The sequence below is a fragment of the Plantactinospora mayteni genome, assembly GCF_016862935.1.
In the GTDB taxonomy this organism is placed as follows: Bacteria; Actinomycetota; Actinomycetes; order Mycobacteriales; family Micromonosporaceae; genus Plantactinospora; species Plantactinospora mayteni.
This window is the reverse complement of the sequence record NZ_BONX01000054.1, coordinates 21536-41222: the sequence shown is the minus strand read 5'-3', so window position 1 is coordinate 41222 and position 19687 is coordinate 21536. Positions and strand designations below refer to the sequence as shown.

The following is a 19687-nucleotide window of genomic DNA, read 5'->3' as shown; positions in this document are numbered from 1 at the left end:
CGGCGGCACACCGTCCCTGACAGGGCGGCCGGGGGGAGTCACCGTCCCGGCACGATGCCGGCGTCGTAGGCCCGGACGATGGCGCCGGCCCGGTCCCGGACACCGAGCTTGAGGAAGATCGCCGAGACGTGCCCCTTCACGGTCCGCTCGCTCAGGTGCAGCGAAGCGGCGATCTCGACGTTGTTCGCACCCGACGCCACCAGCCGGAGCACCTCCAGCTCGCGGCCGGTCAGCGCGGCCACCGAGGACGCTGGCCGGCCCGCGCGCCGGCCCCGGACCAGCGCCAGCACCCGCGCGGCGACCTGCGGGTCGAACCACGAGCCGCCCCGGGCGGTGACCCGGATCGCGCCGACCAACTCCGCCGCGGGCGCGTCCTTCAGCACGAAACCGGCCGCGCCGGCCTCGATGACCCCCCAGAGCACCTCGTCGTCCTCGAACGTGGTGAGCGCCAGCACCGGCGGTGCCCCCTCGGCGCCGGCCAACCGCCGGGTCGCCTCGATCCCGTCCAGCACCGGCATCCGGACGTCCATCAGTACGACGTCCGGCTCCAGCCGACCCGCGAGGTCGACTCCGGCCCGGCCGTCGGCCGCCTCGCCGACGATGGCGAGGTCGTCGTGCGCAGACAGGATCAGCCGGAGTCCCGCCCGGACGAGTTCCTGGTCGTCGACCAGTACGATCCGGATCACCCGGCCACCCCCGCGCCGGTACGCCGCACCGGCAGCGACGCCTCGACCAGCCAACCGTCGCCGTCCGGTCCGGCCGACACGGTGCCGCCGAGCGGGTCGACGCGCTGGCGCATGCCGTCCAGCCCGGTGCCGCCGCCCCGACCGGTCGGGGTGGGGGTCCGGGTCGGGGCACCGTTGCGTACCGACACCGCGAGGCGGTCGGGGTGCCGGACGATCCGGACCACCGCCTCGGCCCCCGGGGCGTGGTGCCGGACGTTGCTGACCGCCTCCTGCACGATCCGGTACGCGGCGAGCCCGGTGTAGGTGTCGACGGACCCGAGCTCGCCGACCAGCTCGGTACGGACCGGCAGCCCGGCCTCGGCCGCGCCCCGTACCAGGTCGACGATGTCCGCCGCACCGGGCAGTGGCGGTCGGGCGGCGCCACCGCCTTCGGCCGGATCGCGCAGCAGGCCGACGATCGCGCGTACGGACTGGAGGCTGTCCCGGCCGACCTGCTCGGCCCGGTCCAGCGCCTCGGCCGCCGCCGCCGGGTCGCGGTCCAGCACCTGTCGGGCGCCGACCAGGTTGAGCAGTACGACGGTGAGCCCGTGCCCGACCGCGTCGTGCACGTCGTGCGCGATCCGGCGGCGCTCGGCCGCGGCGGCGGCGACGTCGAGCCGGTCGTGTGCCTCGGTCAGCGCGGCGACGAGCTGCCGCTCCCGCCGGAGGATGCGGCCGATCAGCCAGGTGAAGAGCGTCCCGGTGCCGAAGAAGACGACGGCGGGATAGTCCTCGCGCCACTCGCCCTCGACCGCGACGAGCGCCACCGGCACGACGCCCGCGCCGACGGCGGCCACCATCTCGGCCGGCCACGACCGGCCCAGCGCCGCCAACCAGGCCACCGCGAGCATGGCCAGGAAGATGGCGCCCGGCGCGTCGTACCAGAAGGTGACCAGCGCCGGCACGCCGACGCCGAGCACCGCCATCGGCCACGGCCCGACCCGGACCTGGCCGGCCAGCAGCGCCCAGGGCACCAGGGCGACGACGAGGGTGCCGACCAGCCCGGCGGTGATGCCGGTGGTCAGGAAGACGAGCAGCGCCGCCGCCAGGGCCGCCAGCGGAAAGGCCAGGCCGGTGGTGAACGAGCCACCCCACGCCCGCAACCCCGTCTGCTCCACGTCCGCAGACTACCGCCGGGCCGGACCGGACACCCCGTCCCCGGGTACGCCCCGATCCGTTCCCCGGTACGGGTCCGGACCCGACCCGGGCCCGGGCCGGAAGCGGTCGCCGGTCCGATGTGGCCGGACGGGGCGGGAGCAGACGATGGCGGCCAGCCCCTTTTCGCGTACCGAGGAGATCACCGTGTTCCGCAGAATCGGTCACTTCGTCGTCCGCCGTCGCCGGCTCGTGCTGGCCCTGACCGTCCTCTTCCTCGTCGCCGCCGGTGCGGCCGGATCCGGCGTGTTCGGCCAGCTCGGCGGCGGCGGCTTCGCGGACCCGGACGCCGAGTCGACCCGGGCCGAAGCCTTCCTGACCGAGGTCGGCGCACCCCGGCCCGAACTGGTGCTGCTGGTCGAGGCCGCCGACGGCACCGGGGTGGACGATCCGGCGGTGGCGGCGGCCGGGACCGCGCTGACCGAGGAACTCGCCGACGATCCCGCAGTACTCGGGATCAGCTCGTACTGGTCGACGGGTGGGCAGTCGGCGCTCCGCTCGACCGACGGCAGCGCGGCGCTCGTCGTGGTCGACCTGGCCGGGGACGAGGAGCAGGTCGAGGCGGCGGCGGCCGGCATCGCGGCGGAGCACACCGGAGGGCACGGCCCGCTCACCGTCCGGGTGGGCGGCGGGTACGCGATCGACGAGGCCATCGGCGAGCAGCTCGACACCGACCTGATCCGGGCCGAACTGATCGCGGTCCCGGTGACGCTGCTCCTGCTGCTGATCGTCTTCGGCGGGATCGTGGCGGCGACCCTGCCGCTGGCCGTCTCGGTGGTCGCGGTACTCGGGGCGCTCCTCGCGCTCTCCGGCATCGCGCGGTTCACCGACGTCTCGGTGTACTCGATCAACCTGATGACCGGGCTCGGCTTCGGGCTGGCGATCGACTACTCGCTGTTCGTGCTGAGCCGGTTCCGCGAGGAGTTGGCCGCCGGCCGGCCGACGTACGAGGCGGTGGTGCGTACGGTGCAGACCGCCGGCCGTACCGTGGCGTTCTCGGCGCTCACCGTGGCCGTCTCGCTCTCGGCGCTGTTGGTCTTCCCGCTGTCCTTCCTGCGTTCGTTCGCCTACGCCGGGGTGGCGGTGGTGGTCAGCGCCGCAGCCGGGGCCCTGCTCACCCTGCCCGCCCTGCTGGCGGTCCTCGGGCCGAGGGTGAACGCCGGATCGCTGCGGTGGCGCCGGCGTACGGGCGGACCGAGCCGGCCGGCCGAGTCGGGTTTCTGGTACCGGCTCGCCGGTGCGGTGATGCGCCGACCGGTGCCGGTGGCGACCGGAGTCGTGCTCTTCCTGCTGGCGCTCGGCATCCCGTTCCTCGGCGTCGACCCGGGGCTGCCGTCGCACCAGGCACTGCCGCCGTCCAATGAGGCCCGGCAGGTGGTCGAGGCGATCAAGACCGGGTTCGCCGGCAACCGGACCGAGGAGTTCGGGATCGCCCTGCCCGGCGTCGACGCCGACGGTGCGGACGCCGGGGCGGTGGCGACCTTTGCCGGCCAGGTCGGTGCGGTCGACGGGGTCGCCGAGGTCGCGCCGCAGGTGACGCCGGCCGGCGCCTGGCTGAGCGTGGTCCCCTCGGTCGTGCTGCGCTCCGCCGAGGGCGAGCGGCTCGTTGACGAGATCCGGGCGCTGGACCCGCCGTTCGACTTCGCTGTCGGCGGTGACGCGGCGGAACTCGTGGACGCCAAGGCCGCCATCGGGGACCGGCTGCCGCTGGCGCTGGCGCTGATCGCGGCGACCACCGCGCTACTGCTCTTCGCCGTCTTCGGCAGCATCCTGGTACCGGTCAAGGCGATCCTGCTGAACCTGCTCTCCCTGACGGCGACCTTCGGCGCGATGGTGTGGATCTTCCAGGACGGGCATCTCTCCGGCCTCCTCGGTTTCACCGCCACCGGCCAGCTCGACGTGTCGATGCCGATCCTGATGTTCTGCGTCGCCTTCGGCCTGTCGATGGACTACGAGGTCTTCCTGCTCTCCCGGATCAAGGAGGAGTACGACCGCACCGGCGACAACACCCGGGCGATCGCCACCGGGCTGGCCAGGACCGGCCGGCTGATCACGGCCGCGGCCGTACTGCTGGCCGTCTCGTTCGCCGCCTTCGGAGTCAGCGGGATGAGCTTCCTGAAGCTGATGGGGATCGGCCTGACGCTGGCGATCCTGGTGGACGCCACCGTCATCCGTGGACTGCTGGTACCGGCCGTCATGCGGCTCGCCGGTCGGGCCAACTGGTGGGCGCCCGCGCCGCTCAGGCGGCTCCACCAGCGCTGGCACCTCCGGGAGAACTGACCGCCGACCGCTCCCCCTCGGCTCCGTCCCGGGCGTCGGCGGATCCGTCACGACCCTCGGCAGGTTCGTCCCGGGCGTCGGCGGATCCGTCACGACTGTCGGCGGGCTCGGCTCGGGCGTCGGCGGATCCGTCTCGACTGTCGGCAGGCTCGGCTCGGGCGTCGGCGGGTGGGCGGGTGACCGGCACCAGGAGGAGCGCGGGCAGCAGGAGCAGCGGCACGACCAGCAGGGCCCGGAGGCTGCCGACCCGGTCGCCGAGCAGCCCGACCAGGGGCGGCCCGGCCAGGAAGGCGGTGTAGCCGATCGCCGCCACCACGCTGACCCGGGCGGCGGCCCGGTCCTCCTGGTCGGCCGCCGCGCTCATCCCCATCGGAAAGCCGAGCGAGGCGCCGAGCCCCCAGAGCAGCACCCCGGCCATCGCCAGCGGCCACGGGCTGGCGAGTACCGCCGCCGTGGCGCCGATCGCGGCCAGCACGATGGTGCTGAGGAGTACCGGTACCCGACCCCAGCGGTCCAGCGCGATCGTGCCGGCGGTGCGGCCGAGCGTCATCGCGGCGACGAAGACCCCGAAGGCCAGCGCGCCGACCGCGTCGGAGACCCGGTGGCCGTCCACGAAGGCCAGCGCCAGCCAGTCGTTGGCGGTCCCCTCGGTGAAGGCCATCACCACCAGCAGCAGGCCGATCAGCAGGGTACGCGGCTCACGCCAGGCGGCCAGCGCGCCGGTGCCCCGGGTCGGGCCGGTCGCCGGGTCGGGCGGCGGGGTCGCGCGGGCCGGCAGGAACGACCGGACCGCGGGCAGCGTACCGGCGAGCATCGCCACGGCGGCCAGCCCGAGGTGCAGCCCGATCGGGACGCCGAACCGGGCGCTGCCGGCCCCGGCGACCGCCCCGGCCACGGTGCCGAGGCTCCAGGCCGCGTGGAACCGGGGCATCACGGTGCGGCCGAGCCGCCGTTCGACCGCCGCCGCCTCGACGTTCATGGCCACGTCGCAGGTGCCGGAGCCGTACCCGAGGGCGAACAGCCCGACCGCGACCGCCGGTACCGCGTGCCAGGTTCCGGCGGCGACCCCGGCCAGCGCGAGTCCGAGCGCGGCCAGCGCGGCCGCGGCGGCCACCGTGCGGGCGGTGCCCAGCCGCTGCGTCAGCACCCCGGCGACCGGCAGGGCCAGCAGGGCGCCCGCGGAGAGCGCCAGCAGCAGCAGGCCCAACCGTCCCGGGGTGAGCCCGAGCGCGTCCCGGGCCGCCGGCACGCGGCCGAACCACGAGGCGACGGCCAGTCCGTTGAGCCCGAAGACGACGGCGACGCCGGTCCGGGCGGTAAGGACCTGCCGCGGTACGACCGGTGGCCGGACCGTGCCGGCAGACGCGTTCACCTGGTTCCCTCCGCTTCCTCGACTTCCCGGTCGGCCGAGCCGCCGAGTGGCCCCTTTCCCACCTGCGCTCGCGGTCCGTCGTGTCCCATGGGTGGGAGTCGAGGCGCACGGGCCGCGCTGGCCGGCTCGGAAGGGGCTCCAGTGATCGCACCCCTGGGAACGCTCTCGACGCAACCCGATAACGGCGCGTCCACCGATCGAACGTCGCGCGACCGGAACGGCGCGGGGCGACCGCGCCCGGTGGCCACCGGCGGCCACCACGAACCACGAGGGCAGGTCGGCAGAGGCTGGTTGTCCCGCTCCCGACCACCGGCTCGCCGGCGCCGGCCTCGCGGGTGCATCATTTCCCCATGCGTCAGCCCGGTCGTTACGTCGCCGCACCACCCGAGTGTCCGTGCCAGGTCGCGCCGGGGAGCCGGCGTGGTTAGCCGGGCGCCGCGCCGGGCCACCCTGGAGGACGTGGCCCGGGTGGCCGGAGTCTCCCGGTCCACGGCCTCCCGGGTCATCGCCGGCTACGGCGCCGCCTCCGCGACCGCCCGGGACCGGGTCGTCGCAGCCGCCGCGCAACTCGGCTACGCACCCGACCCGGCGGCCCGGGCCCTGGCCACCGGTGCCGGGGTACGCCTGGTCGTGGCGGTCGCCGGCGCGGTGCCGACGGTGCTGCACGACCCGTACGTCGACCGGGTGGTACGGGCCGCGGCCGAGGTCTGCGCACGTCGGGAGGTCGGAGTCTCGCTGGAGTGGCTGCCGCTGCACGCGCCCGCCCGACTGCGGCAGTTGGCCGAGGACCGTGGCGTCCGTGGCGTACTGATCGTCAACACCACGGAACTGATCCTGGCGGCGGTACCGAGCGCGCTACAGGGCCGGACGGTGTCGATCGGCATCGGCTCCCGCACCGTACCGTCGTTCGACGTCGACAACGGCGGTGCGGCCCGTACCATCCTCGGCCACCTGCTCGGCTCGGGGCGGCGCCGGATCGCGATGATCACCGGCCCGGACTGGATGCCCTGCACCCGGCGGCCCGTCACCGCCTACCGGGAGGTGATCCGGGCGGCGGGACTGCCGATCCGGTTGGTGCCGGGCGACTTCACCGCCACCGGCGGCCAGGCCGCGATGCTGACGATCCTGGAGCGCTGGCCGGACACCGACGCGGTGTTCGCGAACAGCGACGCGATGGCGCTCGGGGCGCTGGCGGCGCTGCGGCGGCACGGAGTCGACGTGCCGGGCGACGTCGCCGTGGCCGGCTTCGACGACGTACCGTTCGCGGCGCTGAGCGCGCCGGCCCTGACCACCGCGAGCCATCCGGTCGAGCAGATCGCCACGGCGGCGGCGACGGCGGTACTCGACCGGGCCTGGGTACCGCCGGCCACCGCCTACCCGTCCGAGCTGATCCTCCGCGAGAGCGCCTGACGCGTCTCCTCCGCGACAGCGCCTGACCGCTGATCCTCCGGGAAAGCGCCTGACACGTCTCCTCTGGGAAAGCGCCCGACCGGGCCTCGTCCGGGAAAGTGCCCGACCGGGTCTCCTCCGCGAGAGCGCCCGACCGGGTCACCTCCGAGAGAACGCCGGGAGAGCGCCTGTCCAGGTCCGGCCGGGCCCGGACAGCCTGACCGGTCATCGGCAGGTGACCACGTTCCCGATCCCGCCGGCCCCGGCCGGGTGGGCCGTCGGTGTGCGCTGACGTCGGCGGCGTAGCACCGCACCACCTCGCCTCCCCCTCGCCTCGTCTCCCCCTCGCCTCGCATCCCCCCGCCTCGGCATCTTGCATCGGCATCCAGTTTCAACTTGCATACATTGCAATGTGAGCATATGTTGTCTCCATTGGCGTCGACGGCGGGAGGCTGGGCAGATGGGCGCGGGTCACGATCACGGCGGCCAGGCGATTCGGGCGGGGGAGCGCCATCGCAAGCCACTCTGGGCCGCGATAGTCGTCCTCGGCACCGTCCTGCTGCTCGAAGCGGCGGCGGCCTGGTGGACCGGCTCGCTGGCACTGCTCTCCGACGCCGGGCACATGTTCACCGACGTGCTCGGCATCGGGCTGGCCCTGGCCGCGATCACCGCCGCCAACCGGGCCGCCCGACACGCCCACCGCACCTTCGGGCTCTACCGGCTCGAGGTGCTCGCCGCGCTGGCCAACGCCGTACTGCTCTTCGGGGTGGCGATCTTCGTGATCGTCGAGGCGGTACGCCGGTTCGGCAACCCGCCGGAGGTGCTGGCCGGGCCGATGCTGGTGGTCGCGATCGTCGGCCTCGCCGCCAACATCGTGGCGTTCCTGCTGCTGCGCGCGGGTGCCGAGGAGAGCATCAACGTCCGGGGCGCCTATCTGGAGGTGCTCGGCGACCTGCTCGGCTCGGTCGGGGTGATCATCGCCGCCGTCATCATCGCCACCACCGGCTGGCGCTACGCCGACCTCGTCGTCGCGGTCGCCGTCGGCCTGTTCATCCTGCCCCGCACCTGGCAACTGGCCCGGGCCGCGATCCGGGTACTGGTGCAGGCCGCGCCGCCGCACATCGACGTCGCCGCCGTGGCGACCAGCCTGACCGGGGTACCCGGGGTGGCCGGAGTGCACGACCTGCACGTCTGGACCCTGACCTCCGGGATGGACGTCGCCTCCGCACACCTCGCCCTGGCACCGGGCGCCGACGTCGCGCCGGTACTCGCAGCCGCGCGCGCCCGGCTGCACGACGGCTTCGGCATCGACCACTGCACGCTCCAGATCGAGCCGCCCACCGCCGAGAAGGTCTGCCAGGACGCCGACTGGTGACCACCGAACCGGCGGGGACCGGGGACCGCCGAACTGGCGGGGAGCGGGGACCGCCGAACTGGCGGGCGGAGCGGGCATCGTGGCTGGGACGGGCGGCGACGGTCAGGCCGGGCGGTACTCCACCTCCGGCCGGCCCGGGCCGCCGTAGCGCGGACTGCGGACCACCCGACCGGTCTCGGCCAGGTGCTCCAGGTAGCGGCGGGCGGTGACCCGGGACGCGCCGATCATGGACGCCACCTCCGCCGCCGACAGCCCGGACCCGCCCGGTGCCGTCCGCAGCGCCCCGAGCACCCGGTCCAGGGTGCCGACGTCCAGCCCCTTCGGCAGCGAGTCCTGCGGCGTGGCCCGCAGCGTGGCGAAGACCCGGTCGATCTCGTGCTGCGCCGCCACCTGGCCCGGGCCGAGCAACTGACCCCGGTAGCGGGCGTAGCTGTCCAGCTTGTCGCGGAACGCCGCGAAGGTAAACGGCTTCAGCAGGTAGTGGGTCACCCCGAGAGCGGCGGCGGCCCGGACCATCGCGATGTCCCGGGCCGAGGTGACGGCGAGGACGTCGGTGTCGCTGCCGGCGGCACGCAGCGCCCGGCACACCTCCAGACCGGGTACGTCCGGCAGGTTCAGGTCCAGCAGCACCAGGTCGACCTGCTCGGCCCGCAACGCGGCCATCGCGTCCCGCGCGCTGAGCGCGACACCGACCACCTCGAACCCGTCGACCCGCTCGGTGTACGCCCGGTGCGCGTCCGCGATCAACGGCTCGTCGTCCACCACGAGTACCCGGATGGCGGTCACCCCGGCACCGGCAGCCGCACCGTGACCACCGCACCGCCGGCCGGCCCGGTCGACACCTGGTAGCCACCGCTGTACCGCTCGACGACCTGCCGTACCAGGGCCAGCCCCAGCCCCCGCCCCTGCTGCTTGGTCGTCCAGCCCCGGGTGAACGCGGCGGCGGCCTGTTCCTCGGTGAGTCCGGGCCCGGTGTCGGTGACCCGGACGACCACCTCGGCGTCGGAGCGGGTGACCAGCACGGTCACGGTACGCGGCGGAGCCGTCCCGGCCACCGCCTCCAGGGCGTTGTCGACCAGGTTGCCGACCACCGTGAGCAGGTCGCGGCTGGGCAGCGGTTCGCCGTCGATCCGGGACTCGGCGTCGACCACGAGTTCCACGCCCCGCTCGCTGGCCTGGGCCGACTTGCCGAGCAGCAGGGCGGCCAGCGCCGGTTCGGTGACCGCCCCGACGACCTGGTCGGTGAGCTGCTGGGCCAGGGCCAGCTCGGCGGTGCCCAGCCGGACCGCCTCGTCGGTGCGGCCGAGTTCGACCATGGTGAGCACGGTATGCAGCCGGTTGGCCGCCTCGTGCGCCTGGGCCCGCAGCGCCTCGGTGAGTCCGCGTACCTGGTCGAGTTCGCCGGTGAGGGCGCGCAGCTCGGTGTGGTCACGCAGGGTCAGCACGGTGCCGAGGGTACGGCCCTCGAACCGGGTCACCCGCTGGTTGGCCACCAGTACCCGGTCGCCGGCGAGCACCGGCTCGTCGGCGGCGGTACGCCGGGAGCGGAGCAGGGCGGCGATCTCCGGCGGCAGGTCGAGGTCGTCGGTGTGCCGGTCGAGCGGGGCGTCCCCGGCCAGCCCGAGCAGTCGCCGCCCCTCGTCGTTGACCAGTGCCACCCGGCCGTCCCGGTCCACCACCACCAGTCCCTCGCGCACGGAGTGCAGGACGCCGTCGTAGTACTCGTACATCCGGCGCATCTCGGCGGGCCCGAGCCCGTGCGTCTGGCGGCGCAGCCGGCGGCTCAGCAGTGCCGCCCCGGCCGCGGCCAGCGCCAGCGCCGCCGCCGTCGCGACCGCCACCGCCGGCACCTGACGCAGCAGCTCGCGGTTGATCGCCTCGGTGGTGATGCCCACCGAGACCAGCCCGAGCACCGTCCCGTCGTCCGCCCGCACCGGCACCACCGTCCGGACCGACTCCCCCAGGCTGCCGGTGTACTCCTCCAGCACCGTGCCGCCGTCCAGGGCGGCGGCCACCGAGCCGGCGAACGGCTGGCCGATCAGCGCCGGGTTGGGGTGGGTGTAGCGGGTCCGGTCCGGCGCCATCACCACGACGAAGTCCGTCCCGGTGCCGACCCGGACCGATTCGGCGTACGGCTGGAGCCGGGCACTCGGGTCGGAACTGCGCAGCGCGTCGGCGACCTGTGGAGACCGGGCGATCGTCTCCGCGACGGCGGTGACCTCCTCGATCGCCGCGTTCCGGGCGTCCTCCCGGGCGAGCAGCACCGCCCCGGCCATCCCGATCGCCACCAGCAGGGTCACCACCAGCACCTGGAGCACGAACAGCTCCCGGGCGATGCTCCAGCGTCGGGTCATCGGCTTGTTTCCGATCCGGGTCCTCGTAATGAACAGAATGAACGCAATGATGCCCCGGACTGAGACACCGACCACAGTCTGCGGCATGCAGACCCCCACCCCTCCCCCGCGGGTACGGCGGGACCGGACCCACTACCTGTACCTGGCCGTGATCGTCGCCGTCCTCGCCGGTATCGCCGTCGGCTTCCTCGTCCCCGACGTGGCCGTGGAACTGAAGCCGATCGGGACCGGTTTCGTCGACCTGATCGGGATGATGATCAGCCCGGTCATCTTCTGCACCATCGTGCTCGGTGTCGGCTCGATCCGGCAGGCCGCCAAGGTCGGCAAGGTCGGCGGCCTGGCCCTCGGCTACTTCCTGCTGATGTCGACGGTGGCCCTGGCCATCGGCCTGGTGGTCGGCAACCTGATCCACCCGGGCACCGGCCTGCACCTCGACCCGTCGGTCGCCGAGGCCGGGCAGAACGCCGCCGGGAGTTCCCCGGACAAGAGCACCGCCGAGTTCCTGCTCGGCATCATCCCGACGAGCCTCTTCTCCGCGCTGACCGGCGGCGAGGTCCTCCAGACCCTGCTGGTGGCGCTGCTGGTCGGGTTCGCGGTGCAGTCGATGGGCGAGCGCGGCCAGCCGGTACTGCGCACCGTCGGGCACCTCCAACGGCTGGTCTTCAAGATCCTCGCCATGATCATGTGGCTGGCACCGGTCGGAGCCTTCGGTGCCATCGCCGCGGTGGTCGGCGCGACGGGCGTGGACGCGCTGAAGAGCCTCGCGCAGATCATGCTCGGCTTCTACGCCACCTGTCTGATCTTCGTCTTCGTGGTGCTGGGCCTGCTGCTGAAGCTGGTCTCCGGGATCAACATCTTCAGCCTGCTCCGCTACCTCGGCCGGGAGTTCCTGCTGATCGTCTCCACCTCGTCGTCGGAGTCGGCGCTGCCCCGGCTGATCGCCAAGATGGAGCACGTCGGGGTCAGCCGGCCGGTCGTCGGGATCACGGTGCCGACCGGGTACTCCTTCAACCTGGACGGCACCGCGATCTACCTGACCATGGCCTCGCTCTTCATCGCCCAGGCGATGGGCGACCCGCTCTCGGTCGGCGAGCAGATCTCCCTGCTCGTCTTCATGATCATCGCCTCGAAGGGGGCCGCCGGGATCACCGGCGCCGGGCTGGCCACCCTGGCCGGCGGGTTGCAGAGCCACCGCCCCGACCTGGTCGACGGGGTGGGACTGATCGTCGGTATCGACCGGTTCATGTCCGAGGCGCGGGCCCTGACCAACTTCGCCGGCAACGCCGTCGCCACCCTGCTGGTAGGGACCTGGACCGGGGAGTTCGACCGGGATCGGGCCCGGGTGGTGTTGGCCGGCGGCGACCCGTTCGACGAGAGCACCATGCTCGACCACCACGGTGCCGAGCCGGACGAGAAACCGGAGACCGTCACCCCGACCGGGGAGCGGACCACCGCCACGGTCTCCTGACCGGACCGTACGGCGCCACCCGGGCGGACCCTCGGGTGGCGCCGTACGCGTTTGCGCCGCTCCGCCACTCCCGGGAGTCCTCCGACCAGGCTCGCCGACCGGACCGCGCTGCCCCGCCGGTACTCAGCCGGGCTGCCGGGGTGGCGCGGTGCTCTCCCGTACGACCAGTTCGGTGACGAGGTCGATCCGGCTGGTCGACAGTTCCGCTCCCCGGGCCAGGTCGAGCAGCATCTGCGTCGCCGTCCCCGCCATGTCCCGCAACGGCTGGTTGACCGTGGTGAGGGCCGGGCCGATCCAGGAGGCCACCGGCAGGTCGTCGTAGCCGATCACCGAGAGGTCCGCCGGCACGTCCAGACCGAGCTGCCGGGCCGCCCGGAGCACCCCCAGCGCCTGCATGTCGGAGCCGGCGAAGATCGCCGTCGGCCGGTCCGGCCGACTCAGCAGCTCCAGCCCGTGCTGGTAGCCGGCATGTGCGGAGAACATGCCGTACCGGAACAGCGCGGGGTCGACCGGGATCCCGGCCTCGTCGTGCGCGGAGCGGAAGCCGGCGGCCCGGGCGCGGCTGCACAGTACGTCCTCGGGACCGGAGATGCAGGCGACCCGGCGGTGGCCCAGTTCCAGCAGGTGCCGGGTGGCGAGCAGCCCTCCGTTCCAGTTGTTGGAGCCGACGGTCGGCACCGAGGCCGAGGTAGCGCTGTCGGTGTCGACCACCACCAGCGGGATCGACCGGCGCTGGAGCTGCTGCCGCTGCGACTCGGTCAGGTGGCAGAGCACCAGCAGTACGCCGAGTGGTCGCCGCAGCAGTACCTTCTCCAACCACTGCTGCGATGGCCGGTGCCTGCCGCCCAACTGGGAGAGCACCACGTCGACCCTGGCGGCGTCGGCGACCGCGTGCACCCCGTGGATGATCTCCGTCGCCCAGCCCGAGGCCAACTCGTGGAAGACCAGGTCGATCTGCTCCACCTCGGTCGATCGGCGCTTCGCGCGGCGGCGGTACCGGTGCCGTTCGAGGCTGGCCTCGATCCGGGCCCGGGTCTCGGGCGCGACGTCCGAACGGCCGTTGAGGACCTTGGAGACGGTCGTCAGGGATACCCCGACCTCGTCGGCGATGGTCGCGATCGTCGCGGCACCAGTACTGGCCATCCGCCGGGACCTCGTCATCGACAGCCTCCCGCAACTATCCGAAACTTTCGGTGCGAAACCCTAACACCGGGCGGGCCGACCGCGGCTCGATCTTGCAGGGACATCCGGCTGACCGCCCGGTCCGCTCTGCGCACGATATGCGATGTGGTCACGGATCCAGCAGTTCAGACACCCTTGACACAGCTTCACCACGCCGCATAGGTTGCCCCGCACAGGTAACGCGGACATTGCCGAAAGTTTCGAGAACTCGCCGGCCTGACCAGCCCACCGTCCAGACCGGACAGTGTCACGGTCGGCCCGAAGGGGTGGCATGAAGAGCCAGTTGCCCGTGGCCGACGGCGCCACGACGGACACCGCCGAGGCGTGGCGCGATCCGCGACTCTCCGCCACCGAGCGGGCCGAGGCGCTCGTCCCACTCATGTCGCTGGAGGAGAAGGTCGCCCAACTGGTCGGGGTCTGGGTCGGCGCCGACGCCTCCGGCGAGGGGGTCGCCCCGTACCAGTTCGAGATGATGGACGACGCGCCGCGGTGGGACGTCGTCATCCGGCACGGGCTCGGCCAGCTCACCCGCCCGTTCGGCACCGCACCGGTCGACCCGGTGGCCGGCGCGCGTTCGCTGGCGGCCTCCCAGGCGCAGATCGTCGCGGCGAGCCGGTTCGGCATTCCCGCCCAGGTGCACGAGGAGTGTCTCACCGGCTTCGCCGCCTGGCGGGCCACCGTCTATCCGGCCCCGCTGAGCTGGGGCGCCTCCTTCGACCCCGAGCTGGTCGAGGAGGCGGCGGGGCGGATCGCCCACTCCATGCGGGCGGCCGGGGTGCACCAGGGCCTGGCCCCGGTACTGGACGTCACCCGCGACTACCGGTGGGGCCGGACCGAGGAGACCATCGGCGAGGACCCGTACCTGGTCGGCACGATCGGCGCGGCGTACGTCCGGGGTCTGGAGGACGGTGGCGTCGTCGCCACCCTGAAGCACTTCGCCGGCTACTCGGCATCCCGGGGCGGTCGCAACCACGCCCCGGTGTCGATGGGGCGCCGGGAACTCGCCGACGTCATCCTGCCGCCGTTCGAGATGGCGCTGCGGCTCGGCGGCGCCCGCTCGGTGATGAACTCCTACGCCGAGATCGACGGCGTACCGGTCGCCGCCGACCAGAGCCTGCTGACCGGCCTGCTCCGCGACGAGTGGGGCTTCACCGGCACGGTGGTCGGCGACTACTTCGCGGTCCGGTTCCTCCAGACCCTGCACCGGGTCGCCGCCGACGCCGGTGACGCGGCCCGGCTCGCGCTGCGGGCCGGGATCGACGTCGAGCTGCCCACAGTGGATGCCTTCGGCGCCCCGCTGGTCGAGGCGGTACGCGCCGGCAGGGTCGACGAGACGCTGGTCGACCGGGCCCTGCGCCGGGTACTCGCGCAGAAGGCCGAACTCGGCCTGCTCGACGAGGACTGGCAGCCGCTGCCCGACGACGTCGAGCGGCTGCGCCTGGACGACGAGGCCGGTCAGGACATCTCGCTGCGGCTGGCCCGGGAGTCCGTCGTCCTACTGCGCAACGACGACGCCGTGCTGCCGCTCGCCCCGGGGCAACGGGTGGCGCTGGTCGGCCCGCTCGCCGACGACCCGATCGGGATGCTCGGCTGCTACACCTTCCCCGCCCACGTCGGGGTGCGGCATCCCGAGCACGGGCTCGGGGTGGAGATCCCCTCGCTGCGCGACGCCCTCGGCCAGCTCCACCCCGAACTGCGCTACGCGCCGGGCTGCGCCATCACCGGCGACGACACCTCCGGATTCGCCGAGGCGGTGGCCGCCGCGCGGGAGTCCGACGTCTGCGTACTCGCCGTCGGCGATCGGGCCGGGCTGTTCGGGCGGGGCACCTCCGGCGAGGGATGTGACGCCGTCGACCTGCGGCTGCCGGGCGTACAGGCCGAACTGGTGGCGGCGGTGCTCGGCACCGGTACCCCGGTGGTGCTGGTGCTGCTGGCCGGCCGGCCCTACGCGCTCGGCGACGAGTTCGACTCCGCCGCCGCCGTCGTGGCGGCCTTCTTCCCCGGTCAGCGGGGCGGCCAGGCGCTCGCCGAGGTGCTCACCGGCGCGGTGAACCCGTCCGGGCGGCTGCCGGTGAGCGTGCCCCGGGACGCCGGCGGGCTCCCCACCAGCTATCTCGCCCCGCCGCTGGGCCGCCGCTCGGAGGTGTCGTCGGTCGACCCGACCCCGGCGTTTCCGTTCGGGCACGGGCTGAGCTACACGACGTTCGAGTGGGGTACCCCGGAGGTCGTCGGAGCCGCCGGGCAGCCGGCGGGTGACCTCGACCGCGATCCGGAGCCGGCCACCGACTGGCCGGTCGACGGCGAGGTGACGGTGCGGGTCGCGGTCCGGAACGGCGGCTCCCGGGCCGGCACCGAGGTCGTGCAGCTCTACCTGCACGATCCCGTCGCACAGACCACCCGACCGGTGGTCCGGCTGGTCGGCTACGTCCGGGTGCCGCTGGAGGCCGGCCAGGCGGCGTACGCGACGTTCGTGGTCCCGGCCGACGTCACCTCGTTCACCGGGCTGGACGGCCGGCGGATCGTCGAGCCGGGCGACGTGGAGCTGCGGTTCGGCCGGTCGAGCGGCGACCAGGTGGCGACGATCCGGCTCTGCCTCACCGGCCCCGAACGGGAGGTCGACCATCGGCGGCGCCTGCTGTCGCCGGCCCGGGTCGAGCCGCTCCGCACGTCCCCGTCCACCGTCCCGGAGGTACTCCGATGAGTGCACCCTCCACCGCAGGCCCGCCGCCCGTGACCGTCGACCCGGACCGGCCGGCCTCCGGGGCGCCCCGCCGCCGGTCCCGCAAACACCGCCGGACGTGGCGGCAGGCGATCCGCCGGGACTGGCAGCTCTACTCGCTGGCCATCCTGCCGCTGCTGTTCTTCCTGGTCTTCCGGTACCTGCCGATGCTCGGCAACGTCATCGCGTTCCGGCGCTTCCAGCCCGGCGGCAGCGTCTTCGGTGAATACTGGGTCGGCCTGCGGTACGTGAAGATGTTCCTCTCCGACCCCACGTTCTGGGAGGTCTTCACCAACACCCTGGTCCTGGGCACGCTGACCCTGATCGTCTGCTTCCCGCTGCCGGTGATCCTGGCGCTGCTGCTCAACGAGGTCCGGACCCGCAGGCTCAAGCGGTTCGTCCAGTCGGTCTCCTACCTGCCGCACTTCCTGTCGATCGTGATCGTGGCCGCGATGGTGATGCAGCTGCTCTCCACCGACGGCACGATGAACCAGTTGGTGAAGGCCACCGGTGGCGACGCGATCCCGTTCCTGCAACAGCCGGAGTGGTTCCGGACCATCTACGTCTCCTCCGAGGTGTGGCAGACGGTCGGCTGGGGCACCATCCTCTACCTCGCCGCCCTGACCACGATCGACGACAACCTCTACGAGGCGGCCCGGATCGACGGCGCCAACCGGTGGCGGCAGACCTGGCACATCACCCTGCCCGGCATCCGGCCCACCATGGTCACGCTGCTGATCCTCAACATCGGTACGTTCATGGCGGTCGGCTTCGAGAAGATCCTGCTGCTCTACAACCCGTTGACGTACCCGACAGCGGACGTGATCTCCACGTACCTGTTCCGGATGGCGTTCCAGTCGAGCAACTTCAGCTACGCCGCCGCGATCGGGCTCTTCGAGGCCCTGATCGGGCTGGCCCTGATCCTGTCCGCGAACGCGATCTCCCGTCGCACAGTGGGGACGAGCCTGTGGTGACCGTGGATTCCAGCACCGTCGAGCCGGAGACCACCGACCCGGAACGGGCCGCCGAGCGGCTCGGCCGGCCCCGGCGGCGGCGCGGCATCCAGACCACCCGGGGCTACCGGGTGTTCCAGGTGGTCAACGCCATCGTGCTGACCGGCGTCGTGGTGGTGACGCTGTATCCCTTCCTCAACATCGTCGCCCGGTCGCTGAGCGACGAGGCGTACATCATCGCCGGCCGGGTGACGTTGTGGCCGCGCGGGTTCAACGTCGACACGTACGGGTTGGTGATGAGGGACTCGCTGTTCTGGACCAACTACCGGAACACCGTGGTCTACACCGTCGTCGCCACGGCGATCGCGATGGTGCTGACCACCTGCTTCGCCTACGTGCTCTCCAAGCACCACCTCAAGGGTCGTACCGCGCTGATCGGCATCGCGGTCTTCACCATGTTCTTCAACGGCGGGCTGATCCCCAACTACGTCCTGATCAGCAGCCTGGGCATGACGAACACCATCTGGGCGATCGTGCTGCCGAACGCGATCAGCGTCTTCAACCTGCTGGTGATGAAGGCGTTCTTCGAGAGCCTGCCGGTGGAGTTGGAGGAGGCCGCCGCCGTCGACGGCCTGAACACGTACGGGATCCTGCTGCGGGTCGTGCTACCGCTGTCGAAGGCGGTGATCGCCACGATGGTGCTCTTCTACGCCGTCTCCTTCTGGAACTCGTGGTTCTCCGCCTTCCTCTACATGGATCGGCAGGACCTGCTGCCGGTCACCGTCTATCTGCGCAACCTGATCGCCGGTGCCGTCGGCGCGGAGAACGTCGGCGCCATCAACGAGGCGAACGAGGTACAGGCCGAGGCGACGCTCAAGGCCGTGACCATCGTGCTCACCACCCTGCCCATCCTGCTGGTCTACCCCTTCGTGCAGCGGTATTTCGTGTCCGGCGTGATGCTCGGCGCGGTGAAGGGATAGCCCGGCAGGCGGAGGTGAGCCGTCGAACCCACGAACCACCAGCGAAAGGAAGCCTGATGTTCCAACGAGCCCGGCGCCGAGCAGCGGTGGTCGCTGCCGGCGCGCTCACTCTCTCGCTCGTCGCCTGCGGCAGTGGCGACGAATCGGAGGCCGAGGACCTCTCGGCGAACCGCGCCGGCGCGATGGCCGAACTCGGCGTCAACCAGCAGTTCAAGGCGACCGAACCGGTCTCGTTCTCCATCCTCTACAACAACCACCCGAACTATCCGTTGAAGAACGACTGGCTGTTCTGGACGGAGCTGAACAAGCGCACCAACGTGACGCTGGAGCCGGTCGCCGTACCGCTGAGCGACTACGAGCAGAAGCGCAGCCTGCTGATCGGTGCCGGCGACGCACCGATGATCATCCCGAAGACGTACCCGCCCCAGGAGGAAACCTTCGTCTCCTCCGGGGCCATCCTGCCGGTCAGCGACTATCTCGACCTGATGCCGAACCTGAAGGACAAGATCGAGAAGTGGAACCTGGCTCCTGAGATCAACCAGCGGCGCCAGGCCGACGGCAAGTTCTATCTGCTGCCCGGGGTACACGAGAAGCCCTGGCACGACTACTCGCTCGCGGTCCGTACCGACATCCTCGCCGAACTGAACCTGGAGATCCCGAAGACCTGGGACGACCTCTACACCGTGCTCAAGGCGATGAAGGCGAAGTACCCGGAGAGCACCCCGTTCTCCGACCGGTTCAGCCAGCCCAACCCGGCCGGCAACCTGCTGAACATCCTCGCCGCCTCGTACGGCCTGGAGGGCGCCGGCTGGAACTTCCAGCACGTGAGCTGGGACCCGAACGCCAAGAAGCTCTTCTACACCGGCGCCAGCGAGCAGTACAAGCAGATGTTGACCTACCTCAACAAGCTGGTGAAGGAAGGACTGCTCGACCCGGAGAGCTTCACCCAGACCGACGACCAGGCCCGACAGAAGCTCGCCAACGGCAAGTCGTTCGTGATCAGCAGCAACGCGCAGACGCTGGTCAACGACTACCGCCCGGACCTGGCGAAGACCCTGCCGAACGCGACGCTGACCAAGATCCCGCTGCCGGTCGGACCGGCCGGCGAGATCAACCCCTCCAGCCGGCTGGAGAACGGCGTCATGATCTCCAAGAAGGCCCGGGACAGCAAGAACTTCGTCGCCATGATGCAGTTCATCGACTGGCTGTTCTATTCCGACGACGGGCAGCAGTTCGCCCGGTGGGGCGTCGAGGGCACGACCTTCGTCAAGGACGGCTCCGGCAAGTCCACCCTGGCCCCCGACGTCAACGTCATCGGGCTCAACCCCAAGGCACCCAAGCACCTCCAGAAGGACTTCGGGTTCTACAACGGCGTCTTCGCCTACGGCGGCAAGCCCGAGCTGGTGCAGTCGTTCTTCTCCGCCGAGGAGCAGGAGTTCCAGAAGGTGATGAACGCCCGGCCGCCGCGGGCGGTGATGCCGCCGTTCCCGTTCACCGACGAGGAACGCGAGCAGGTGTCGCTGTGGCGGACGCCGTTGCGGGACTTCGTCTACCAGGCGACCCTCCAGTTCATCCTCGGCCAGCGGGACCTCGCCCAGTGGGACGCCTACCTGACCGAACTCAAGGGCAAGAACATGGACGCCTACATGGCCAAGGTGCAGGAGGCGTACGAGCGGTACCAGAAGGACCACGGCTGACCGCCCCCGGTCCGGTCGTGCCTCGACAGGCACGACCG

13 protein-coding genes and 1 pseudogene are annotated in these 19687 nt (G+C 72.2%); 8 read left to right on the top strand and 6 right to left on the bottom strand.

All coding sequences use genetic code 11. From position 1 onward, the window contains the following. Positions 1-38: 38 nt before the first annotated feature. Both Pma05_RS35125 and Pma05_RS35120 read right to left on the bottom strand, forming a co-directional pair. Positions 39-686, bottom strand: a complete 648-nt coding sequence (locus tag Pma05_RS35125; RefSeq protein ID WP_203861836.1) for a response regulator transcription factor — start codon at positions 684-686, stop codon at positions 39-41. Then, complete coding sequence (locus tag Pma05_RS35120; protein WP_203861835.1) at positions 683-1843, bottom strand: sensor histidine kinase; 1161 nt, start codon at positions 1841-1843, stop codon at positions 683-685. The genes Pma05_RS35125 and Pma05_RS35120 overlap by 4 nt, the downstream gene beginning before the upstream one ends. Positions 1844-2027: 184 nt before the next feature. Here Pma05_RS35120 and Pma05_RS35115 point away from each other — a divergent pair, with 184 nt between their 5' ends. Next, the gene (locus Pma05_RS35115) at positions 2028-4160 is read left to right on the top strand and encodes an MMPL family transporter (protein WP_203861834.1); all 2133 of its coding nucleotides are present in this window, start codon (positions 2028-2030) and stop codon (positions 4158-4160) included. A 166-nt stretch (positions 4161-4326) separates the two neighbouring features. Here the strand turns inward: Pma05_RS35115 and Pma05_RS35110 are convergent. Next, positions 4327-5532: pseudogene (locus tag Pma05_RS35110) on the bottom strand (MFS transporter); the annotation flags it as partial. Between the two features lie 420 nt (positions 5533-5952). Between Pma05_RS35110 and Pma05_RS35105 the strand changes: the two are divergent. Both Pma05_RS35105 and Pma05_RS35100 read left to right on the top strand, forming a co-directional pair. Next, a complete protein-coding gene (locus tag Pma05_RS35105) occupies positions 5953-6942 on the top strand; it encodes a LacI family DNA-binding transcriptional regulator (RefSeq protein WP_239313754.1) in 990 nt (329 codons plus the stop codon). A 439-nt stretch (positions 6943-7381) separates the two neighbouring features. Continuing rightward, positions 7382-8296: a cation diffusion facilitator family transporter gene (locus Pma05_RS35100; protein WP_203861831.1), complete on the top strand. Its 915-nt coding sequence runs from the start codon at positions 7382-7384 to the stop codon at positions 8294-8296. A gap of 102 nt (positions 8297-8398) precedes the next feature. Here the strand turns inward: Pma05_RS35100 and Pma05_RS35095 are convergent, their stop codons facing one another. Together Pma05_RS35095 and Pma05_RS43625 are read right to left on the bottom strand one after the other, a co-directional pair. Further along, the gene (locus Pma05_RS35095) at positions 8399-9082 is read right to left on the bottom strand and encodes a response regulator (RefSeq protein ID WP_203861830.1); all 684 of its coding nucleotides are present in this window, start codon (positions 9080-9082) and stop codon (positions 8399-8401) included. Further along, positions 9079-10650 (bottom strand): sensor histidine kinase, encoded by a 1572-nt coding sequence (locus Pma05_RS43625; protein WP_203861829.1) that lies wholly within the window; start codon positions 10648-10650, stop codon positions 9079-9081. The genes Pma05_RS35095 and Pma05_RS43625 overlap by 4 nt, the downstream gene beginning before the upstream one ends. Positions 10651-10735: 85 nt before the next feature. Between Pma05_RS43625 and Pma05_RS35085 the strand changes: the two genes are divergently transcribed. Beyond that, positions 10736-12118 carry a cation:dicarboxylate symporter family transporter gene (locus Pma05_RS35085; protein WP_203861828.1) on the top strand — a complete coding sequence of 461 codons (1383 nt, stop codon included), beginning with the start codon at positions 10736-10738 and terminating at the stop codon, positions 12116-12118. A gap of 123 nt (positions 12119-12241) precedes the next feature. On the opposite strand, the gene Pma05_RS35080 is transcribed toward Pma05_RS35085, so the two are convergent. Continuing rightward, entirely contained in the window at positions 12242-13261 is a 1020-nt protein-coding gene (locus Pma05_RS35080; RefSeq protein ID WP_239313752.1) for a LacI family DNA-binding transcriptional regulator, read from the bottom strand. A 310-nt stretch (positions 13262-13571) separates the two neighbouring features. Here Pma05_RS35080 and Pma05_RS35075 point away from each other — a divergent pair, with 310 nt between their 5' ends. Genes Pma05_RS35075 through Pma05_RS35060 form a run of 4 tightly spaced genes read left to right on the top strand, consistent with a single transcriptional unit; the run spans position 13572 to position 19649 of the window. After that, complete coding sequence (locus tag Pma05_RS35075; protein WP_203861826.1) at positions 13572-16001, top strand: beta-xylosidase/alpha-l-arabinosidase; 2430 nt, start codon at positions 13572-13574, stop codon at positions 15999-16001. After that, positions 15998-16993, top strand: a complete 996-nt coding sequence (locus tag Pma05_RS35070) for an ABC transporter permease (RefSeq protein WP_203861825.1) — start codon at positions 15998-16000, stop codon at positions 16991-16993. The genes Pma05_RS35075 and Pma05_RS35070 overlap by 4 nt, the downstream gene beginning before the upstream one ends. Then, entirely contained in the window at positions 16990-17952 is a 963-nt protein-coding gene (locus Pma05_RS35065; protein WP_239313750.1) for a carbohydrate ABC transporter permease, read from the top strand. Before Pma05_RS35070 ends, Pma05_RS35065 begins: the two co-directional genes overlap by 4 nt. A 56-nt stretch (positions 17953-18008) precedes the next feature. Beyond that, positions 18009-19649 (top strand): ABC transporter substrate-binding protein, encoded by a 1641-nt coding sequence (locus Pma05_RS35060; RefSeq protein ID WP_203861824.1) that lies wholly within the window; start codon positions 18009-18011, stop codon positions 19647-19649. Positions 19650-19687 lie beyond the last annotated feature (38 nt).